Genomic DNA, 17,795 nt, shown 5'->3' with positions numbered 1-17,795 from the left:
GCCTGGCCCCCCCATGCACAGGGCCCGGACGCGGATGCACGCCCGGACCCGGATGCACGGGGCCCGGACCCGGAGGCACGGGGCCCAGACCCGGAGGCACGGGGCCCAGACCCGGATGCACGGGGCCCAGACCCGGAGGCACGGGGCCCAGACCCGGAGGCACGGGGCCCAGACCCGGAGGCACGGGGCCCAGACCCGGAGGCACGGGGCCCAGACCCGGATGCACGGGGCCCAGACCCGGAGGCACGGGGCCCGGACCCGGATGCACGGGGCCCGGACCCGGATGCACGGGGGCCTGACGCGGAGGCACGGGGCCCGGACGCGGACGCACGGGTTCCGCCCCCAACCGGCCCTCCACGCCTCTATGTTCACGGCGGTACCCGCTCTCTCGCCGCAGGAGGCCCCGTATGCACACCGCACTCCGTACCGCCATAACCGGGGCGGTGACCGCCGCCACCGTCCTGGTCTGCGGCACCGCCTATGCGACCCCAGCGGGCCCGGGAGTCACCGCCCGCGTGATCAGCCAGACCACTGTGAACGGCACGGACTACACCCTGCGGGAGATCACGGTCCCGCCCGGCCAGAGCACCGGCTGGCACTACCACGACGGGCCTTTGTACGGCTTCGTCAAGCAGGGCACCCTCAGTCACTTCGACCCCACGTGCGCCTCCGACGGCGTGTACCGGGCGGGGAGCACCGTTCAGGAACCAGCCGGTCCCGGCCACGTCCACCTCGGCCGCAACCTGGGGGACACTCCGCTCGTCCTGGACGTGCTCTACGTCCTGCCGCACGGCGCGCCGTACTCGGAGGACGCGCCGAACCCGGGCTGCCCGTTCCAGTGATCACCCCGGCAGCGGCTGCTCCGCCCAGATCGTCTTGCCGCCACTCGTCTGCCGGCTGCCCCAGCGCTGGGTGAGCTGGGCGACCAGCATAAGTCCGCGGCCGCCCTCGTCGTAGGCGAGGGCCCGGCGCAGGTGCGGTGAGGTGGAACTGCCGTCGGACACCTCGCAGATGAGCGCCTGGTCGCGGATCAGCCGCAGCTGGATGGGCGGTTGCCCGTACCGGATCGCGTTGGTGACCAGTTCGCTGACAACCAGTTCCGTGACGAACGCGGCCTCCTGAAGGCCCCAGGCGGCCAGTTGCTCGGTGGCGGCCTGCCGGGTGGCGGCCACGTGCGCGGGATCCGACGTGACGTCCCAGGTGGCGACCCGGTCCGCACCCAGCGCGCGGGTGCGAGCCAGCAGCAGGGCCACGTCGTCTTCGGGCTGCTCGGGGAGGACGGCCTTCAGCACCATGTCGGCGAGGTCCTCGAGCGTGCCGGTGGGCGCGGTCAGGGCGCGGCACAGCTGGGCGGTGGCGTGGTCGACGTCTCGGTCGCGGTCCTCGACCAGGCCGTCCGTGTAGAGGGCGACGACCGATCCCTCGGGCAGCTCCAGCTCGGTCGCCTCGAAGGGCAGGCCGCCGACGCCGAGCGGTGGCCCCGGGGTCATGGTGACCAGCTGAGGGGTGCCGCCGGGCAGCACGACGGCCGGTGCGAGGTGGCCGGCGGCGGCGAGGGTGAGGCGGCGCGAGACGGGGTCGTAGACGGCGTACAGGCACGTGGCACCCAGTTCCGGGACTTCGCCGCCGTCGTCGTCCATCGCCGGGTGACTCACCAGGTCGTCGAGGTGGGTGAGGAGTTCGTCGGGGGGCAGGTCCACGTCCGCGAGGGTCCGCACGGCGGTGCGCAGGCGTCCCATGGTCGCCGACGACTGGATGCCGTGTCCCACCACATCGCCGACGACGAGGCCGACCCGGCCGCCGGACAGGGGGATCGCGTCGAACCAGTCGCCTCCGATGCCCGCCCGCGACCGGGAGGGCAGGTAGCGGTGCGCCACCTCGACCGCCGCCTGTCCGGGAAGCCCCCGCGGCAGCAGGCTGTGCTGCAGGGCGACGGCGGTCCTGCGCTCGCGGGCGAAGCGGCGGGCGTTGTCGATGCAAACGGCGGCCCGGCTGGCGAGTTCCTCGGCGAAGACGGCGTCGTCGGCGGTGTAGTCCTCCGGCTGTCCCATGCGGACGCCCACTGCGACGCCCAGCATGATGCCGCGGGCCCGCAGCGGCACCGCGAGCATCGAATGGGCACGCCTGCGGTAGGCCCGTCCCTTGGGGGACCGCGCATTGCGCTCCGCGACCCACCGCATCAAGTCCGGCTCACCCGCCTGGCCGAGGACAGCCCGCCCCTCCCGCATCGCCCGTGCGGGAGTGGAGGAGGCGGGGTAGACGTCCACCTCGCCCAGCTGCACGGCCGCCTCCGGGGTGCCCTCGGTGACGGAGCCGTGAGCGACTCGGCGCAGCACGATCCCGTCGTTCGTCACCACCGGCGGCTCGTCCGCCCCGAGGACCCAGTCGAGCAGGTCCACAGTGGCGAAGTCGGCGAACTGCGGCACCAGGATTTCCACCAGTTCCTCGGCCGTGCGCACCACGTCCAGGGTGGTGCCGATGGTGGCCGCCGCCTCGTTCAGCAGGGCAAGCCGCCGCCGGGCCCAGTACTGCTCATTGCTGTCGAACGCCGCCAGGGCGACCCCGGTCAGCTCCCCGGAGGGGTCGCGTACGGGCCACATCTCGATGCCCCAGGCATGCTCCCGGTTCAGGGCCGGTGCGCCCATAAAGCTCTCGTAGCGGACCGGCCTGCCGGTCTCGGCAACCTGGCGCAGATGCCGCAGGAAGCCCCGGCCGTGCTCGGAGTCCTCCACGGTCTCCGGGAAATACCGGCCGAGCAGGCTCTCCTCCGCCACCCCCATAGCCTGGCAGGCCACGTCGTTGAGCCGGAGGTAGCGCAGGCGGGTGTCCAGGACCGACATCGCCATGGATCCCTGCTGGAAGGCCTGCCCCGCCACCGTGCGCTCCGGCCCGCCGGGCGACTCGGCGGTCAGCACGAAACCGTCCGGCGCACCGTTCTCGCCCAGCACGGCGCATGCCCTGAGCGGAACGGTCACGGTGGAACCGTCCCGATGCCGCAGGACAACGGTGCCGACCAGCGCGGCCACGGGCCCGGGCGGCACCTCCTCGGCGAGCAGCTCCCGCACCGGCCGTCCCACGGCCTCCTCGGCGGGGTATCCGGTCAGCCCCTGGGCACCCTCGCTCCACCCCATCACGATGCCACGGGCATCGACGATCGCCGCAGCGGGCTCCATATCACACAGGATGATGCCTCCGTCACACCACATCAAGCGCGACGGCGACGGACACGGCCGCGGCTCGGCCCTCGGGGTGTCAGCCCCCGTGCGCGCGCAGGGCCGCCAGCGCCCGGTCGGCGTGGGCGTTCATGCGCAGTTCGCTGCGGACGACCTCCAGGACCGTGCAGTCCTGCGCGATGACGAAAGTGACCCGCTTGGTGGGCGCCAGGGAGAAGCCGCGCTGCACGCCGAACCGCTCGCGGACCGTCCCGTCGGCGTCGGACAGCAGCGGCATCCCGAGGCCGTGCCGTCCGGCGAACTCCTGCTGGCGGTCCACGGAGTCACCACTGATCCCGACGGGCCGCGCGCCGACGGCGGCAAACTCGGCGGCCAGATCGCGGAAGTGACAGGCCTCGGCGGTGCAGCCGGGGGTGAGGGCGGCGGGGTAGAAGAACAGCACCACCGGCCCGTCGCCGAGGAGTTCGGACAGCGTCCGGGTGGTGCCCGTCTCGTCGGGCAGCGCGAAGTCCTCGACCTTGTCGCCCACCTTCACCTGCGCCGTCACGACCGGCCCTCCGCGCCCTTGGCGGCGCCGCGGGCCCACAGCACGAGGGGCACCTGGAGGGGAAGCCGTCCGAGGGCCGCCGCCTTCTGCCGGGCGGGGCGGTGCCGCCAGTCCACGGCCATCTTCACGTTCGCGGGAAAGACGCCGACGAAGAACGCGGCCGTCGCCTGCGCGGCCGCCCGCCGGGTCCGGAACAGGGCCAGGCCTGCGGCCAGCGCGAGCTCGGCGACGCCGCTGGCGTAGGTCCACGTCCGGGGGCTGCCCGGCAGCGCGCGCGGAATGGTCGCGTCGAACTGCCGCGGAGAGGCAAAGTGGGCGACACCCGCCGTGGCCAATAGGCCGGCGAGCAGCAGGGGCGAGCGTTCGGACCGGGGCACGGTTCCTCCTCTGGTGACCTGCCGCGCGATCCTACTCGACGGTAGGAACAGGCGGAGCGGATTCCCCTCTTCCAGACGAGCTGATCGGGTTCCAGACGAGCTGCTCAGGCCGACGCCGTTCGCTCCGACCAGGTGCGCACCGTGCACCAGACCCCGTCCAGGGGCCTGTGGCGCTGATGCTCCCCTGGTGGGCAGCCGACGGCGCGGCGGAAGCCATCGATGAAGGCACTGGCGGAGGACCGGTCGCGGCGGTGGGCGACAGCGGTGATCGGCGTGTCGTCGGCCGGTATGCCGCTCGTCGTGCTGCCAGCGACCGGCCTGCTGCTCGTGCGCACTGCGCGAGCCCGGGACACCGGACGCCACGGCCGGCCGCAGCCCGCGGTGTCCGCAGGGGTCCGGTCAGCCCCCAGGCTGACGGATCCGCTCCCGCGTACCGTGCCACGCCGCGGCGGCGGCCGCCCATGTACGGCTCGGCGACGCCCACGACCGGCTGACCATCACCGTCACCGACGACGGCACCACCCCGGCCCCCACGGCTCCGGCCCAAGGCCGCGGCTACGGCCTGATCGGCATGCGCGAGCGCGCCCAGTCCGTCGGCGGCGCGCTGGAGGCCGGGCACCGCCCCCAGGGCGGCTTCGAGGTCACCATCACGCTGCCGCTGCACCCGACACCCCGGCAACCGGAAGACGAAAGTGCATGACCATCCGTGTACTGCTCGCCGACGACCAGGCCCAGCTGCGGGCCACCTTCCGGATCCTGATCGACTCCTGCGACGACATGGAGGTGGTCGCCGGGGCCGCGGACGGCACGGAGGCCGTCGACCTGGCCCGCGCCCACCGCCCGGACGTCGTCCTGATGGACATCCGCATGCCCGGCACCGACGGTCTGGCCGCCACCTCCTCCCTCTGCGCCGACCCGGACCTGTCCGGCACCCACGTGCTGATCCTGACCACCTTCGAGATCGACGAGTACGTCGCCCAGGCCCTGCGCGCCGGGGCGAGCGGCTTCCTCGGCAAGGGGCGTCACCGCGGACGCCTGCTCGACGGGATCCGCACGGTCGCCGCCGCTGACTCCCTGCTCTCCCGGCCGGCCACCAGGGTCCTCATCGGCCGCTTTTCTGGCCACTCCCGCGCCGGGTGCCCGCCTCGCGGCCCCGGAGCGGCTCGCCGCGCTCACCGCCCGCGAGCGCGAGGTGACGGCGCCGGCGGCCGCGGGGCGCTCCACCGACGACATCGCCGAGCGCCTCTGCGTCAGCCCGCTGACGGTGCGCACCCACGTCCACCGGGCCATGACCAAGCTGGGCGCCCGCGACCGCGCCCAACTCGTCGTCATCGCCTACCAGTCGGGGCTGGTGCAGGCGGCACCGCCACCGGCCGACCACTGACCGCCGGCCCGCGCCCCGCGAGCCCGTTCAGGGGAAAGTGCCCCGAAGAGGGCTTGGCGACAGGTCGGTTCGTCGACAACTCAGCCGTGACCCTGCCGCTGATCCCTCCCATGCTCGCCACGCCCGGCACCCTGCCGCCCGCCGCGCAGGACGCGCGCTGGGCGTACGAGACGAAGCAGGACGGCCAGCGCGTGGTGGCCTACCTCGCGGGCGACGGCAGCCTGGTGCTGCGGGCCCGTTCCGGGGAGGACATCACCGCCGCCTACCCCGAACTGGGGCCCCTCGGCCACGCCCTCGGCACCACGCCCGCGGTCCTCGACGGGGAGGTTCTGGCGCTGGACGAAGAAGGACGCGCGAACTTCCAGCTGCTGCAGGGCCGCATGGGCCTGGCCCACGCCCCCGGCCGGGCGGCGCGCCGGGCGGCGCAGGTCCCCGTCCACCTCGTGCTGTTCGACGTGATGCACCTGGGTGGGCGCTCCCTGCTCACGCTCCCCTACGTCCGGCGCCGCGAGCGGCTCGAGGCACTCGGCCTGGAGGGGCCGTACTGGTCGACGCCGGCGGCCCTCGTCGGCCACGGCGCCCAGGCCCTGGCCGCCACCCGCGAGCACGGACTGGAGGGCCTGGTCTGCAAGCGGCTGGACTCGGTGTACGAGCCAGGGTTGCGCTCCCGGGCCTGGATCAAGATCCGCAACATGCGCAGCGAGGACATCGTCGTGGGCGGCTGGCTGCCGGGCAGGGGGCGGCTGACGGGCCTGCCGGGCGCCGTACTGGTCGGCCAGCGCGCGGCCGGGCGGCTGCGCTACGTCGGGAGCGTGGGCACGGGATGGAGCGAGACCGAGCGGGCCGAGCTCGCCGCGCTGCTGCGGGATCTGGCGACCGACGTGTGCCCCTTCGACCCCGTACCGGCGGCGCCCGGGGCGCACTGGGTGCTGCCTCGCCTGGTCGGCGAGGTCCGCTACAGCGTCCGTACCCGGGCCGGAATGCTCCGCCAGCCGTCCTGGCTGCGGCTGCGCCCGGACCTCGCCCCCGAGGATGCGGCGGCGGATCTGCCGGACGACGCAGACACCTGACGCCGTGCCAGGGGCAAAGAATGAAGCGGTCTTCACCATGGTGACGCATGCGACCCCTTGGCATCGGAGTGAGGCTAGGGGAAGCTGAACTGCCTTGCCCCCCACAGCCGTTGGGCTGCGCCCAAGAGGAGGACGCAGTGTCGTCACGGACATTCGCACACCACCGCCAAAGATGGCTCACCGGACTGGCCGGCGCCGTCGCCCTGGTCATCGCCTTCCCCGCCACCGCGCTCGCCGATCCGCCGCAGGCACTGCCTGCCGACGCCGACGGCCTGGAGCAGACGTTCCAGCCCGCCTACGACTACGACACGGACGGCTGCTACCCCACGCCCGCGATCGGCCCGGACGGCACCGTCAACCCCGGCCTGAACCCGAGCGGGGCCCTCAACGGGCACTGCCGCGACTCCTGGGACCTGGACAACACCAACGGCTACGCGCGCGAGAAGTGCAACAACGGCTGGTGCGCCGTCATGTACGCCCTGTACTTCGAGAAGGACCAGGCCGTCGCCGGCAGCGGTCTGGGCGGGCACCGGCACGACTGGGAGCACGTCGTGGTCTGGGTGCAGAACAACGAGGCCAAGTACGTCTCCACCTCGGCGCACGGCAACTTCAACGTCTACAGCCGGGACCAGATCCGCTGGGACGGCACCCACCCGAAGATCGTGTACCACAAGGACGGGATCGGCACCCACTGCTTCCGCCCGGCGAACACGAACGACGAGCCACCCGAGAACCACTACCACACCTGGCAGTTCCCCGACCTGGTCGGCTGGAACGGCTACCCCGCGGGCCTGCGCGACAAGCTCAGCCAGGCCGACTTCGGCCACGCCGTCTTCGGCCTGAAGGACGGCAACTTCGCCTACCACCTGCAGAAGGCCGAGCCGTCCGGCATCCCCTTCGACCCCAACGCCTGATCCGGCAGGCCTGCGGCGCCTGCGGGGCACGTGTCGGTGTACGGCACCGGGTGGCCGTCCCGACGGTCTATCGTGTCCCGCATGTCCGTCCCCGAACTGATCCGCGTCGTCTCCCGCGACTCGCCCATGGCGCTCGCCCAAGTGGAGCGTGTCCGTGTCGAGTTGGCCGCCGTGCACCCGGGCGTGCGCACCGAGGTGGTGCCGGTGAAGACCACCGGCGACAAGTGGCTGGGCGACCTGTCGAAGGTGGAGGGCAAGGGTGCCTTCACCAAGGAGGTCGACGCCGCACTGCTGGCCGGTGCGGCGGACCTCGCGGTGCACTGCCTGAAGGACGTGCCCGCCGACCGCCCGCTGCCGGCGGGCACCACGTTCGCCGCGTTCCTGAAGCGGGACGACATCCGCGACGCGCTCGTGCACCCCGGCGGGCTCACCCTGGACGAGCTCCCGGCCGGTACCCGGATCGGCACGTCCTCGGTGCGCCGTATCGCCCAACTGGCCGCGACGCACCCGCACCTTCAGTGCGTACCGTTCCGCGGCAATGCCAACCGCCGGCTGGAGAAGCTCGCGGCCGGCGAGGCGGACGCACTGCTGCTGGCCGTGTCCGGTCTCGAACGCATCGGACGACAGGACGTGATCAGCGAGGTGCTGTCCCCCGAGACGATGATGCCGCCGATCGGCGCGGGCATCCTCGCCCTGCAGTGCCGCGAGGGGGACACCGAGCTCATCGACGCCGTCGGCGCGCTCGGCGACCGGGACACCCACCGCGCGGCCACCGCCGAGCGCATGTTCCTGCACGTCCTGCAGGGGCACTGCAACAGCCCGATCGCCGGGTACGCGCAGGTCGACCGCAGCGGTGAACTCGCCCTGCGGGCCTGTGTGTTCACCCCCGACGGCAAGACGCGGCTGAACGCCCACGAGTGGGCGGGCCGCCTGGACGCGGCCACGCTCGGCACGTCGGTCGCCGTGGCCCTGCTGCGTCAGGGCGCCCGCGAGATCATCGACGGCATCCCGCACTGACGCGGGAGCAGGGACGCCGGCGCACAGGCGCCGAAGCACCGGAGGCTTGGCGCCGGAGCACCTGAGCCGGACGTCGTCAGCCGGTGGCGCCCGGTTCCGCCTGGTCGCGCAGGAAGGTGCTCACCTGGTGCGCCAGTCCGCCCGGCCCGCCGGCGCAAGTCGCGCCGGCCGCGACGGACTCCTCGTGCACGCCGATGCCGCCGGTCCACAGCCGGCGGTCGGTCCACTCGTCGTCGACCCGCAGCTGGATCTGGACGTCCACCTGGGACAGGGAGGCCTCCGGGCCCGCCGCGTACAGGACCGCGGTGGCCCGGCGCAGCGGATAGACGTCGAAGCCCTCGATGAACTGCGAGTTGCGCCAGTCGACGAACGCGCCCTCCCCGTCGGGGCCGATCCGCACGTCGATCTGACCGTCCTCGAGGTGGATGCCGAAGTGCCGGCCGCCGCGGTTTTCGACGGTGACGCGGAAACGGAAGTACGTCAGCCCTTCGGCGGCGTCGTCGCGTCCGCGCGGCGGCTCGGCCGGCTCCAGGCGGTGGACGCGGACCCGTAGACCGGCATGCTCGTCGTACTCCTGCCAGTCCCCGACCACGTTCGGCTCGTACACAATGCACCTCTCGACTTCCAAGAGCTGCTTCCTATCTGTGGGCCGAGCGCACTGTCAAATGGCCAGAATGCGCTGTGGCCAGGGAATTCGCCGCCTCTGATCGTTGATCAAGCCGTGCGCAGGAAGAATCCGCCACCGGGCGCTTTGCGCGACCGCCGCGGGCGTGCCGCACATCACGTCCGGCGGCGCCGTCACCGGGCCAGCCGGCCGAGCAGACAGGAGGCCGCGGTGATGCCGAGGGCGGCGGCCACCACGAGGACGCCGAAGTCGGCAGCCAGGTGCGCGGGCGTGCCCAGCAGCAGCCCGCGCAGGGCATCGACCTGGTAGCTCAGCGGGTTGACCTTGCTGACGGCCTGGAGCCAGCCGGGCATCACGGCCACGGGGTACAGGGCGTTGGAGCCGAAGAACAGCGGCATCGTGATCGCCTGCCCGAACCCCATGAGACGGTCCCGGCTCAGGACGATGCCCGCGATGGTCATCGACAGGCAGGAGAAGAAGGCTGAGCCGAGGATCACGGCCGCGGCGACGCCGAGCAGCCGCAGCGGGTTCCAGGTCAGCGCCACGCCCAGCAGGGCGGCGATGACGATCACGACGACGGCCTGGATCAGCGACTTCACCCCGGCCGCGAACGCCTTGCCGGTGATCAGCGCCGAGCGCGGGGTCGGCGTGACCAGGAGCTTGTTGAGGACGCCGGCGTCCCGCTCCACCGCGCGGGTGTACAGCTCGGTGCGGTCGTGGCGCAGCTTCTGCAGTTCGACCACGCACATCGCGACGACCCGGGCGGGCAGCAGCCGCCAGCCCGCGCGGGGCTGCGGGGGCTGCACCAGCAGGCCGATGCCGTCCGCGCGGGCGCGGTCAGCCGACGCGGCGGGCGGTGCGGCGGGTGCTTCGGACATCGCGGAAATCTCCTGACTGCTTGTCGAGGCCGCTGTCGGCCACGTCGCGGAAGACGTCCTCCAGCGTGGGCAGCGCGTCCGTGGCCGTGCCCTCGGCGCGGCGGCGTTCGCCGAGCCCCCGCCGCAGCTCGGCCGGGGTGCCGAGGGCCCGGATGCGGCCGCGGTGCATCAGGCCGACCCGGTCGCAGTACTGGTCGGCCTCGTCCATGTAGTGCGTGGTCACCAGGACGGTCATGCCGGTGGCGGCGCGGACGGCGTTGATGTGCTCCCACACACCGGTGCGGGCGATCGGGTCGAGACCGATGGTGGGTTCGTCGAGTATCAGCAGGCGAGGCGCGCTGACCAGGGCCTGGGCCAGTTCCAGACGGCGGACCATGCCGCCGGAGTAGGTGTTCGCCAGCCGGTCGGCGGCGTCCGTGAGGTCGACCGCGGCCAGGGCCTGGGCGACGCGGGCGGCGCGCTCGCGGCGGGGGACGTCGAAGACACGGGCGAACAGGGTGACGTTCTCCCGGCCGGTGAGGGAGGCGTCGGCGGACAGCTGCTGGGGGACGTAGCCCAGCAGCCGGCGTACTGCCATGCGGTCCGTGGCGGCGTCGTGGCCGAAAACGCGGACCATGCCCGCGGGGACCGGCAGGAGGGTGGTGATGCAGCGGATCGCCGTGGTCTTCCCGGCGCCGTTGGGGCCGAGCAGGCCGAACACCTCACCCTGGCGGACCGACAGGTCGAGGCCGTCGACCGCGTTCGTCTCGCCGAAGGCATAGGCGAGCTGGGCGCAGGTGACGGCGTCGGGCGGCTCGGCGGCAGCGTCCCGCGTCATGGCTTCTCGGCCTCCTCGTGCAGGTTCTCGGCCAGCCTGCGCAGGGCGGGGATCGCCGCGCGCAGGGCGTCCCGGTCCGCCTCGTCGAGCCGGTCCACCTGGCGGCGTACGAGGGCGGCGCGCCGCTCCTGCCAGTCGCGCAGCCGGGCCTCGGCCGCCCCGGTCAGCAGCAGACGCGCGGCCCGCCGGTCGGCGGGGTCCGTCTCACGGACGAGGTAGCCGTCCCGGACGAGGTGGTTGACCAGCGTCGACACGGAGTTGCCCGCCAGGTACAGCTCCTTGGCGGCCTCCGAGATGCCGATGCCGGGGCGTGCCTCGACCAGGCGCAGCAGCTCCACCTCGGCGCCGCGCAGCCGCGGCACGGCCAGCCCGGCCTGCAGTCGGCGCCGGATCAGCCGCTGGACCCCGACGAGGGCGTCGGCCAGCTCTTCGGGGAAGGTCTCCGGTTCCACGTAACCGAGATTACCTCTGCGTCAGAGGTAATTGCCCCAAGGGACGGTCAAGAGCGGTCGGCCGGGCCGCGGGGCGGGGAGGCTGTCGACGGACGGGTGTCCGCCGCAGTCATTGAAATGCACAGTATTTGTGCCGCACTAATTCGCCGGCTTCCGGTGCGACAATTGAGAATCGCGCGGTGGCAGTCTGTGACCGCATTCCCGGAGTTGTTTCGAATTCGGTGACATCGGGAATCGGCTTTTCAGTGCTTCGGACAGGAGGCACGTCCGTGGGAGCCGGCGCGCCGGGCCCGGATGTCTCTCCGCCTGGTCCGAGCCCGCGCCTCCCATGGTGTCCGTCCATGCAGCACCTGCTGAGGGAGGCGCATCCCATGCGTACCACCGGCAGAAAGAAGGCCCACCCGCACGACGACGCCCCCGACACGGCGGAGGCGTTCGAGCGACTCGCGCGCCTGCCCGAGGGACCGGAGCGCAAGGCGCTCAGGGACGAGCTGGTCCAGGTGTGGCTGCCCATGGCCGAGCGGATCGCCGTCCGGTTCCGGGGGCGCGGCGAGGCCCTGGAGGATCTGTACCAAGTGGCGGCGCTCGGCCTGGTCAAGGCCGTCGATCACTATGACCCGGCCCGCGGCTACGCGTTCGAGGCGTATGCCGTGCCGACCGTCACCGGCGAGGTCAAGCGGCACTTCCGCGACCACATGTGGACCCTGCACGTACCGCGCCGGGTCCAGGACCTGCGCAACCGGGTGCGGCGTGCCGTGAAGGAGCTGGCGCAGACGACGCCGGGCCGTGCGCCGACCCTCGCCGAGATCGCCGAGTACACCCAGCTGAGCCCGAGCGACGTACGCGCAGGGATGGAGGCCCTGGACTGCTTCGCCACGCTGTCGCTGGAGGCCGAGGTGCCGGGCACCGACGGCTACGCGCTCGGCGACGGGCTGGGTGAGGCGGACCCGCGGTACGACCTCGTCGTGGACCGGGTGGCCGTCAAGCCCTGTCTGCAGGCGCTCCCCGAGCGCGAGCGGACCATCCTGTACCTGCGGTTCTTCGGGGGCATGACGCAGAGCCGGATCGCCCAGCAGCTCGGCATCTCGCAGATGCACGTCTCGCGCCTGCTCAGCGGGTGCTTCGCGCAGCTGCGCGAGGAACTGCTCGCCGAGACCGGCTGAGCCCCGCGGCGGCGCCTGCCGGTCCGCCCCCGCGGGCGGGCGCCGGCGCCGCCGGTGGCTCACTCCGGCGGCGCCCCCGGAATCTGCGTCGGCCCGTGGCGATCGAGCGCGTCTTCCAGCCCCGCCCGGATTTCCTCCGGCATGTCTCCGGTCCGCGCCCAGATGAGAACCAGCTCCGCGACATTGCGGAGCTTGATGTTGGTGTGCTGGGACACGTCCTTCAGCACCAGCCACCCCTGGTCCGGCGTGATGCGGCCGAGCGCGACCATCATGCCGATCGCCTGGTCCACGACGGCGTGGGAAGTGACGGCCGCCTTCAGGTGCTCGACCTCTTCCTGGAGCTCGAAGATCCGATCCGCCTCGTCGCCGGGCTCGCGCGTTTCTCGTGCCACGGATCCATCGTCGTCACTCGGGCAGCCCTTCGCCAGTGCGCGACCGCGCCGGAACGCGCCGCGGGAGACGGGCTGCCGGCGCCGTTTCGAAGGAGCCGGAAGGGTACTCGACAGGCGCTCCCACGGGTTCCGGCTGGACACTGGTGTGAGACCGGTGGCCACCGGTCGACGAGACCAGGACGTGCCATGAACGACGACACGACACCCTCCAGCCCTACGACGGATGTCGTCTCCACGCACTCGGTGTGCGGCGCTCCCTGCTGGGTGAGCCTGACCAGCCGCGATCTGGAGGCCACGGAGGACTTCTACCAGGCCGTGCTGGGCTGGCAGTGGCGCTCGGCCAAACTCGGCGACCGCTTCCGGATCGCGCTGGCGGACGGCGCACCGGTCGCGGGAATCGCCGCGGTGGCCTCCATGTGGCAGACGGCGGTCGCCTGGACGCCCTACTTCGCCGTGCCCAGCGCCGACGACGCCGTCTCCCGGGTGCAGGAGCGCGGCGGTACGACCGCAGTCGGCCCGATCTCCTTTCCTCCCGGGCGGGCCGCCCTGCTGGCCGACCGGGACGGCGCGACCTTCGGGATCTGGGAGGGCGACCTCTTCACCGACTGGGAGACCTGGCGCAAGGCCGCGCCGACCTTCTTCCGGCTGCACACGCGCGACGCCTTCGACGCCGCCATCTTCTACGGCGAGGTCCTGGACTGGGCCTCGGAGCGCCCCGGCTGCTGCGAGGTGCGCTACGAAGGGAACGAGGTGGTGCTGCGCAGCCACGGGGAGGTCGTGGCGCGCATCGAGTCGGGGGCGCTGGAGGCGGCGCCCGACCCCACGATCCGGCCGCACTGGCAGATCCACTTCCGGGTGGCCGACGTGGTCGCCGGTGCCCGGGCCGCGGAGGCCTACGGCGGCAGCGTCCTGCGGGAGGGCACCGACGAGGCCGTGCTCCGTGACCCCGACGGCGCCCAGTTCACAGTGACGTCGCGCCGCGTGGCCTGAGCCATGCCACCAACGCATCCCCTGTCGCCCGGCCGGCAGGGGGTATGGCGCGGTACCGACAGGCGGTGCGGCGCGGGCAGGCCGTTGGTCACCGGCGGGTTCCCGGCGGCCGGGACAGCAGCACCAGGCTGCGCGCCTCGACGCGCAGGTGCCCGCCCGGCTTGTGCTCCGCCTCGTCCGGCACGCCCGGCTCGGCCGTGTCGAGGAGCGTCGTCCAGCGCTCGCCGTAGGTGGCGTCGGGCAGGCGGAAATCGACCGGCTCCCAGTAGCCGTTGAGCAGCAGCAGGAACGAGTCGTCCACCACCGGCCGGCCCTGCGGGTCGGGTTCGGCGATCGCGTCGCCGTTGAGGAAGACCGTGACGGAGTGCGCGTCATAGCGCTGCCAGTCCTCCTCGGCCATCTCCCGTCCGTCCGGCAGCAGCCACAGCAGGTCGGGCAGCGGCTGGTCGTCCCGGGTCGCCGTCTCGCCCTGGAAGAAACGGCGGCGGCGCAGGACGGGATGGGCGGCGCGCAGGCCGATGACGTACCGGGTGAAGTCCGTCAGGGCGCGCTGCTCGTCGGTCAACCGCCAGTCGACCCAGGAGACTTCGTTGTCCTGGCAGTAGGCGTTGTTGTTGCCGCGCTGGGTGCGGCCGAGCTCGTCGCCGTGGCAGAGCATCGGGATGCCCTGCGACAGCAGCAGCGTGGCCAGGAAGTTGCGCTGCTGGCGGCCCCGCAGCTCGAGGACGGCCGGGTCGTCGGTGTCGCCCTCGGCCCCGCAGTTCCAGGACCGGTTGACGCTCTCGCCGTCCCGGTTGCCCTCGCCGTTGGCCTCGTTGTGCTTGTCGTTGTACGACACGAGGTCGCGCAGGGTGAAGCCGTCGTGCGCGGTGACGAAGTTGACGCTGGCGCGCGGGCGGCGCCGGTTGTGCGCGTACAGGTCGGAGGAGCCGGTCAGCCGGGAGGCGAATTCGCCGAGCGTGTGGTCCTCCCCGCGCCAGAAGTCCCGCACCGCGTCCCGGTACTTGCCGTTCCACTCCGACCACAGCGGCGGGAAGTTGCCCACCTGGTAGCCGCCCTCGCCGACGTCCCAGGGCTCGGCGATGAGCTTGACACGGCTGATCACCGGGTCCTGCTGGATCAGGTCGAAGAACGCCGACAGCCGGTCCACCTCGTGGAACTGCCGGGTCAAAGTGGCCGCGAGGTCGAAGCGGAAGCCGTCGACGCGCATCTCGGTGACCCAGTACCGCAGCGAGTCCATGATCAGCTGCAGTACGTAGGGGTGGCGCATCAGCAGGCTGTTGCCGGTGCCGGTGGTGTCGTAGTAGTGCGCCCAGTCGCCGTCCACGAGGCGGTAGTACGACGCGTTGTCGAGGCCCCGGAAAGACAGTGTGGGGCCCTTCTCGTTGCCCTCGGCGGTGTGGTTGTACACCACGTCCAGGATCACCTCGAGCCCCGCCGCGTGTAGCGCCTTGACCATCGCCTTGAACTCGGCGACCTGCTGCCCGCGCGTGCCGTGGGCGGCGTAGCCGTCGTGCGGCGCGAAGAAGCCGATCGTGTTGTAGCCCCAGTAGTTGGCCAGGCCGCGGCCCTGCAGCACACCGTCGTGCACGAACTGGTGGACCGGCATCAGCTCGACGGCGGTCACGCCCAGCGAGGCCAGGTGCTCGATCACCGCAGGGTGGGCCAACCCGGCGTAGGTGCCGCGCAGTTCGGGCGGGACGTCGGGGTGGGTGCGGGTGAGGCCGCGGACGTGCGCCTCGTAGATCACGGTGTCGGCGTACGCCCGCCGCGGCAGGCGGTCGTCGCCCCAGTCGAAGGCCGGGTCGGTGACCACGCCGAGCATCGTGTGCCCGGCGCTGTCGGCCGGGTCCGGGCCGTTGGGCGCGCGTTCGTAGAGCGAGGGATGGTTGTCGACCTGCCCGGCCACCGCTCTGGCGTAGGGGTCGAGGAGCAGTTTCTTCGGGTTGCACCGATGGCCGGCGGCCGGGTGCCAGGGGCCGTGGACCCGGTAGCCGTAGCGCTGCCCCGGCCCGATGCCGGGCAGGTAGCCGTGCCAGACGAAGCCGTCGGCCTCGGTCAGCGGTACGCGGCGATGGGTGCCGTCGTCGTCCACGAGGACGAGGTCGACGCGTTCGGCGACCTCGCTGAACAGCGCGAAGTTGGTGCCCTCCCCGTCGTACGCGGCGCCCAACGGGTAGGGGTACCCGCTCCACACGGGCACCCCTTTCCGGCGCGACCGCGCGGTCACCGGGCCTCCTCCAGGACGGCCCCCGGCGTACCGGCCGGGGAGGCCAGAGCGGTGACCGGCACCTCGCGGGGCGTCTGCAGGCCCTCGCGCAGGTTCGGGGCCGGCGCCTTCGGGACCAGCGGGACGCGCTGACCGGCGCGGGCCCGCTGCGAGAACCAGATGATCTTGCTGGTGTCGGAGGCACAGCAGCCCCAGCCGTCGCTCATCGCCGCGATGCGGGCCAGGCAGCCGCGCAGGTCCTGGTCGGGGCGCAGCTCGTGGTCGTTGCCGCCGACGGCGGTGATGAGGTGCTGACCGTTCCACCACATCTCGATGGACGTGCGCTTGTCGGTCGCGTGCTCGTCGATGGCCTTCAGCAGCATCTCGGCACTGCGGCAGACGGGTTCGACGAGGTCCTCCAGGTCCCAGAACCGAAGGTGAGCGGCCAGGATGCGCCTGACCTGTCCGACCCGTTCCGGGCTGACTTCCACGTCGAGGTGGTAGTAGCAGGGCACTGCGGTCTTCATCGTCGTTGGCTCCTCACCGGCGAGATTCGCGCTCCTCCTCGCCCCACGGGCGCGGACCCCGAACGCGAAGCGTGAGCACTTGTTGCCTCTGAGTCAGGATCAACACTGAGCCCACTACGCCATTCGTGCAACACGAGCAGGTGGGAAGGCTGGTTGAAGATCCAACAGGACGGTGAGTCGTTGAACGTGCACCATGAGTGAAAGTCTCGAGCGCCGTAACGGGACCGTGCCTCTGCGTTCACGGCCACCGCCCCGACCGTCGGGAGACGTGCCCATCGAGAGCTTCCCGAAAGGTGAACGGCGCCATGCTGCTACCCGCCAAAGCCGAAGTCGCCCGACATCTGCGGCGCTACCGGGCGTGGGAACGCGCGATGCTCGCGTCGCCCGACGACCGCACGGTCCGGGCCACCTTCGAGGACTCCGGCTACACCCTGTGCGTGCTGATGGGGAAGCGCTGCGCACGGGAGGCCGCGGACGCCGCCGAACGCTATCTGCGGACCAACCTCGTCACCTATCTGAGCGAGCAGAGCGGCCGGCCGCACGTGAGCGCCGTCGCGAGACGGGGCCCGCCGCCGAAGGCGTCCGACAGACGGTCCTTAGCCGGGAGGTAGGCCCTCCCGACGCAGTCCGAAAAACCCGGCCGGGCGCGAGCCCGGCCTCAAGCACGGTGGAGGTGACACCCATGAGTTCGACCCCGGTCATCGGCCGCATTCCGGTGCGGGACGTCCGTCCGGCCGTGGAGTGCGGCAGGCGCCCCGCCAAGGCGGTCGTGGGCGAGACGGTCCAGGTCTCGGCCACCGTGTTCCGCGAGGGCCACGACGCCGTGGCCGCGAACGTCGTGCTGACGGATCCGGAGGGCCGCCCCGGCCCCTGGACCCCGATGCGCGAACCGGCCGCCGGTACCGACCGCTGGTGTGCCGAGGTCACGCCGGGTTCGACCGGGCGCTGGACGTACCACGTGGAGTCCTGGAGCGATCCGATCACCACCTGGCGCCACACCGCCTGCATCAAGGTCCCGGCCGGCATCGACACCGGGCTGGTGCTGGAGGAGGGCGCCGAGCTCCACACCCGGGCGGCGGCCGGGGTACCTCAGGGGCCGGAGCGCGACACGGTGCTGGCCGCCGCCGAGGTGATGCACGACGACTCGCTGCCGGTCATGACGCGCCTGGCGGCGGCGTTGACGCCGGAGGTGGAGGCGGTGCTGGCCCGTCACCCGCTGCGGGAGCTGGTGACCGCCTCCGAGCCGCTGGTGCTGCTGGT

18 protein-coding genes and 3 pseudogenes are annotated in these 17,795 nt (G+C 72.4%); 10 read left to right on the top strand and 11 right to left on the bottom strand.

All coding sequences use genetic code 11. From position 1 onward, the window contains the following. Positions 1–407 precede the first annotated feature (407 nt). Positions 408–842: a cupin domain-containing protein gene (locus tag ABZV31_RS26185; RefSeq protein ID WP_355898366.1), complete on the top strand. Its 435-nt coding sequence runs from the start codon at positions 408–410 to the stop codon at positions 840–842. On the opposite strand, the gene ABZV31_RS26180 is transcribed toward ABZV31_RS26185, so the two are convergent. The 4 genes and pseudogenes from ABZV31_RS26180 to ABZV31_RS26165 form a co-directional block, all read right to left on the bottom strand. Beyond that, entirely contained in the window at positions 843–3,173 is a 2,331-nt protein-coding gene (locus ABZV31_RS26180) for a SpoIIE family protein phosphatase (protein ID WP_355898363.1), read from the bottom strand. It lies immediately after the preceding gene. 79 nt (positions 3,174–3,252) lie between these two features. After that, positions 3,253–3,720 carry a peroxiredoxin gene (locus ABZV31_RS26175; protein ID WP_355898360.1) on the bottom strand — a complete coding sequence of 156 codons (468 nt, stop codon included), beginning with the start codon at positions 3,718–3,720 and terminating at the stop codon, positions 3,253–3,255. After that, positions 3,717–4,097, bottom strand: coding sequence for a hypothetical protein (locus ABZV31_RS26170; RefSeq protein ID WP_355898357.1), 381 nt, complete (start codon positions 4,095–4,097; stop codon positions 3,717–3,719). The genes ABZV31_RS26175 and ABZV31_RS26170 overlap by 4 nt, the downstream gene beginning before the upstream one ends. Before the next feature lie 104 nt (positions 4,098–4,201). Further along, a pseudogene (locus ABZV31_RS26165) lies at positions 4,202–4,387 on the bottom strand (hypothetical protein); the annotation flags it as partial. Positions 4,388–4,536: 149 nt separating this feature from the next. On the opposite strand from ABZV31_RS26165, the pseudogene ABZV31_RS26160 reads away from it, so the two are divergent. From ABZV31_RS26160 to hemC, 5 genes and pseudogenes are all read left to right on the top strand, one after another. Continuing rightward, a pseudogene (locus ABZV31_RS26160) lies at positions 4,537–4,797 on the top strand (ATP-binding protein); the annotation flags it as partial. After that, positions 4,794–5,481 (top strand): annotated as a pseudogene (locus ABZV31_RS26155) (response regulator transcription factor). The pseudogenes ABZV31_RS26160 and ABZV31_RS26155, both read left to right, overlap by 4 nt. Before the next feature lie 86 nt (positions 5,482–5,567). Then, on the top strand, positions 5,568–6,551 hold the full coding sequence (locus ABZV31_RS26150; RefSeq protein WP_355898354.1) for an ATP-dependent DNA ligase: 984 nt from the start codon (positions 5,568–5,570) through the stop codon (positions 6,549–6,551). Between the two features lie 137 nt (positions 6,552–6,688). Beyond that, the gene (locus ABZV31_RS26145; RefSeq protein WP_355898351.1) at positions 6,689–7,465 is read left to right on the top strand and encodes an NPP1 family protein; all 777 of its coding nucleotides are present in this window, start codon (positions 6,689–6,691) and stop codon (positions 7,463–7,465) included. Between the two features lie 81 nt (positions 7,466–7,546). Further along, positions 7,547–8,482 carry a hydroxymethylbilane synthase gene (gene hemC / locus ABZV31_RS26140; protein WP_355898348.1) on the top strand — a complete coding sequence of 312 codons (936 nt, stop codon included), beginning with the start codon at positions 7,547–7,549 and terminating at the stop codon, positions 8,480–8,482. A 76-nt stretch (positions 8,483–8,558) separates the two neighbouring features. Here hemC and ABZV31_RS26135 read toward each other — a convergent pair whose 3' ends face one another. The 4 genes from ABZV31_RS26135 to ABZV31_RS26120 all read right to left on the bottom strand — a co-directional run bounded on the left by ABZV31_RS26135 (position 8,559) and on the right by ABZV31_RS26120 (position 11,254). Continuing rightward, positions 8,559–9,089: a hypothetical protein gene (locus ABZV31_RS26135; RefSeq protein ID WP_355898345.1), complete on the bottom strand. Its 531-nt coding sequence runs from the start codon at positions 9,087–9,089 to the stop codon at positions 8,559–8,561. A 191-nt stretch (positions 9,090–9,280) separates the two neighbouring features. Then, on the bottom strand, positions 9,281–9,985 hold the full coding sequence (locus ABZV31_RS26130) for an ABC transporter permease (RefSeq protein WP_355898342.1): 705 nt from the start codon (positions 9,983–9,985) through the stop codon (positions 9,281–9,283). After that, on the bottom strand, positions 9,945–10,802 hold the full coding sequence (locus ABZV31_RS26125) for an ATP-binding cassette domain-containing protein (RefSeq protein WP_355898339.1): 858 nt from the start codon (positions 10,800–10,802) through the stop codon (positions 9,945–9,947). Before ABZV31_RS26125 ends, ABZV31_RS26130 begins: the two co-directional genes overlap by 41 nt. After that, positions 10,799–11,254, bottom strand: coding sequence for a MarR family transcriptional regulator (locus ABZV31_RS26120; protein WP_355898336.1), 456 nt, complete (start codon positions 11,252–11,254; stop codon positions 10,799–10,801). Before ABZV31_RS26120 ends, ABZV31_RS26125 begins: the two co-directional genes overlap by 4 nt. Before the next feature lie 371 nt (positions 11,255–11,625). Between ABZV31_RS26120 and ABZV31_RS26115 the strand changes: the two genes are divergently transcribed. Next, positions 11,626–12,417, top strand: a complete 792-nt coding sequence (locus ABZV31_RS26115) for an RNA polymerase sigma factor SigF (RefSeq protein WP_355898333.1) — start codon at positions 11,626–11,628, stop codon at positions 12,415–12,417. Between the two features lie 59 nt (positions 12,418–12,476). Here ABZV31_RS26115 and ABZV31_RS26110 read toward each other — a convergent pair whose 3' ends face one another. Next, positions 12,477–12,809 (bottom strand): ANTAR domain-containing protein, encoded by a 333-nt coding sequence (locus tag ABZV31_RS26110; RefSeq protein ID WP_355898330.1) that lies wholly within the window; start codon positions 12,807–12,809, stop codon positions 12,477–12,479. Between the two features lie 186 nt (positions 12,810–12,995). Here ABZV31_RS26110 and ABZV31_RS26105 point away from each other — a divergent pair, with 186 nt between their 5' ends. Next, positions 12,996–13,799, top strand: coding sequence for a VOC family protein (locus ABZV31_RS26105; protein ID WP_355898327.1), 804 nt, complete (start codon positions 12,996–12,998; stop codon positions 13,797–13,799). An 88-nt stretch (positions 13,800–13,887) separates the two neighbouring features. On the opposite strand, the gene glgX is transcribed toward ABZV31_RS26105, so the two are convergent. Then, positions 13,888–16,029, bottom strand: coding sequence for a glycogen debranching protein GlgX (gene glgX, locus ABZV31_RS26100; RefSeq protein WP_355898324.1), 2,142 nt, complete (start codon positions 16,027–16,029; stop codon positions 13,888–13,890). Then, positions 16,026–16,535 carry a pep a2 gene (locus ABZV31_RS26095; protein ID WP_355898321.1) on the bottom strand — a complete coding sequence of 170 codons (510 nt, stop codon included), beginning with the start codon at positions 16,533–16,535 and terminating at the stop codon, positions 16,026–16,028. The genes glgX and ABZV31_RS26095 overlap by 4 nt, the downstream gene beginning before the upstream one ends. Before the next feature lie 305 nt (positions 16,536–16,840). Between ABZV31_RS26095 and ABZV31_RS26090 the strand changes: the two genes are divergently transcribed. Both ABZV31_RS26090 and ABZV31_RS26085 read left to right on the top strand, forming a co-directional pair. Further along, positions 16,841–17,146, top strand: a complete 306-nt coding sequence (locus tag ABZV31_RS26090) for a DUF5133 domain-containing protein (protein ID WP_355898319.1) — start codon at positions 16,841–16,843, stop codon at positions 17,144–17,146. A 71-nt stretch (positions 17,147–17,217) separates the two neighbouring features. Further along, on the top strand, positions 17,218–17,795 hold a 578-nt coding region (locus ABZV31_RS26085), incomplete at its 3' end, for a maltotransferase domain-containing protein (RefSeq protein ID WP_355898316.1).

It is taken from the genome of Streptomyces sp. NPDC005202, assembly GCF_040608235.1.
Lineage (GTDB): Bacteria > Actinomycetota > Actinomycetes > Streptomycetales > Streptomycetaceae > Streptomyces.
This window is presented reverse-complemented; position numbering and strand designations above follow the sequence as displayed.

Coding starts and splice junctions, on each gene's coding strand:
- ABZV31_RS26185 (WP_355898366.1), top strand. CDS start 408: ATGCACACCGCACTCCGTACCGCCATAACCGGGGCGGTGACCGCCGCC.
- ABZV31_RS26180 (WP_355898363.1), bottom strand. CDS start 3,173: ATGGAGCCCGCTGCGGCGATCGTCGATGCCCGTGGCATCGTGATGGGG.
- hemC (WP_355898348.1), top strand. CDS start 7,547: ATGTCCGTCCCCGAACTGATCCGCGTCGTCTCCCGCGACTCGCCCATG.
- ABZV31_RS26130 (WP_355898342.1), bottom strand. CDS start 9,985: ATGTCCGAAGCACCCGCCGCACCGCCCGCCGCGTCGGCTGACCGCGCC.
- ABZV31_RS26125 (WP_355898339.1), bottom strand. CDS start 10,802: ATGACGCGGGACGCTGCCGCCGAGCCGCCCGACGCCGTCACCTGCGCC.
- ABZV31_RS26115 (WP_355898333.1), top strand. CDS start 11,626: ATGCGTACCACCGGCAGAAAGAAGGCCCACCCGCACGACGACGCCCCC.
- ABZV31_RS26105 (WP_355898327.1), top strand. CDS start 12,996: ATGAACGACGACACGACACCCTCCAGCCCTACGACGGATGTCGTCTCC.
- ABZV31_RS26095 (WP_355898321.1), bottom strand. CDS start 16,535: ATGAAGACCGCAGTGCCCTGCTACTACCACCTCGACGTGGAAGTCAGC.
- ABZV31_RS26090 (WP_355898319.1), top strand. CDS start 16,841: ATGCTGCTACCCGCCAAAGCCGAAGTCGCCCGACATCTGCGGCGCTAC.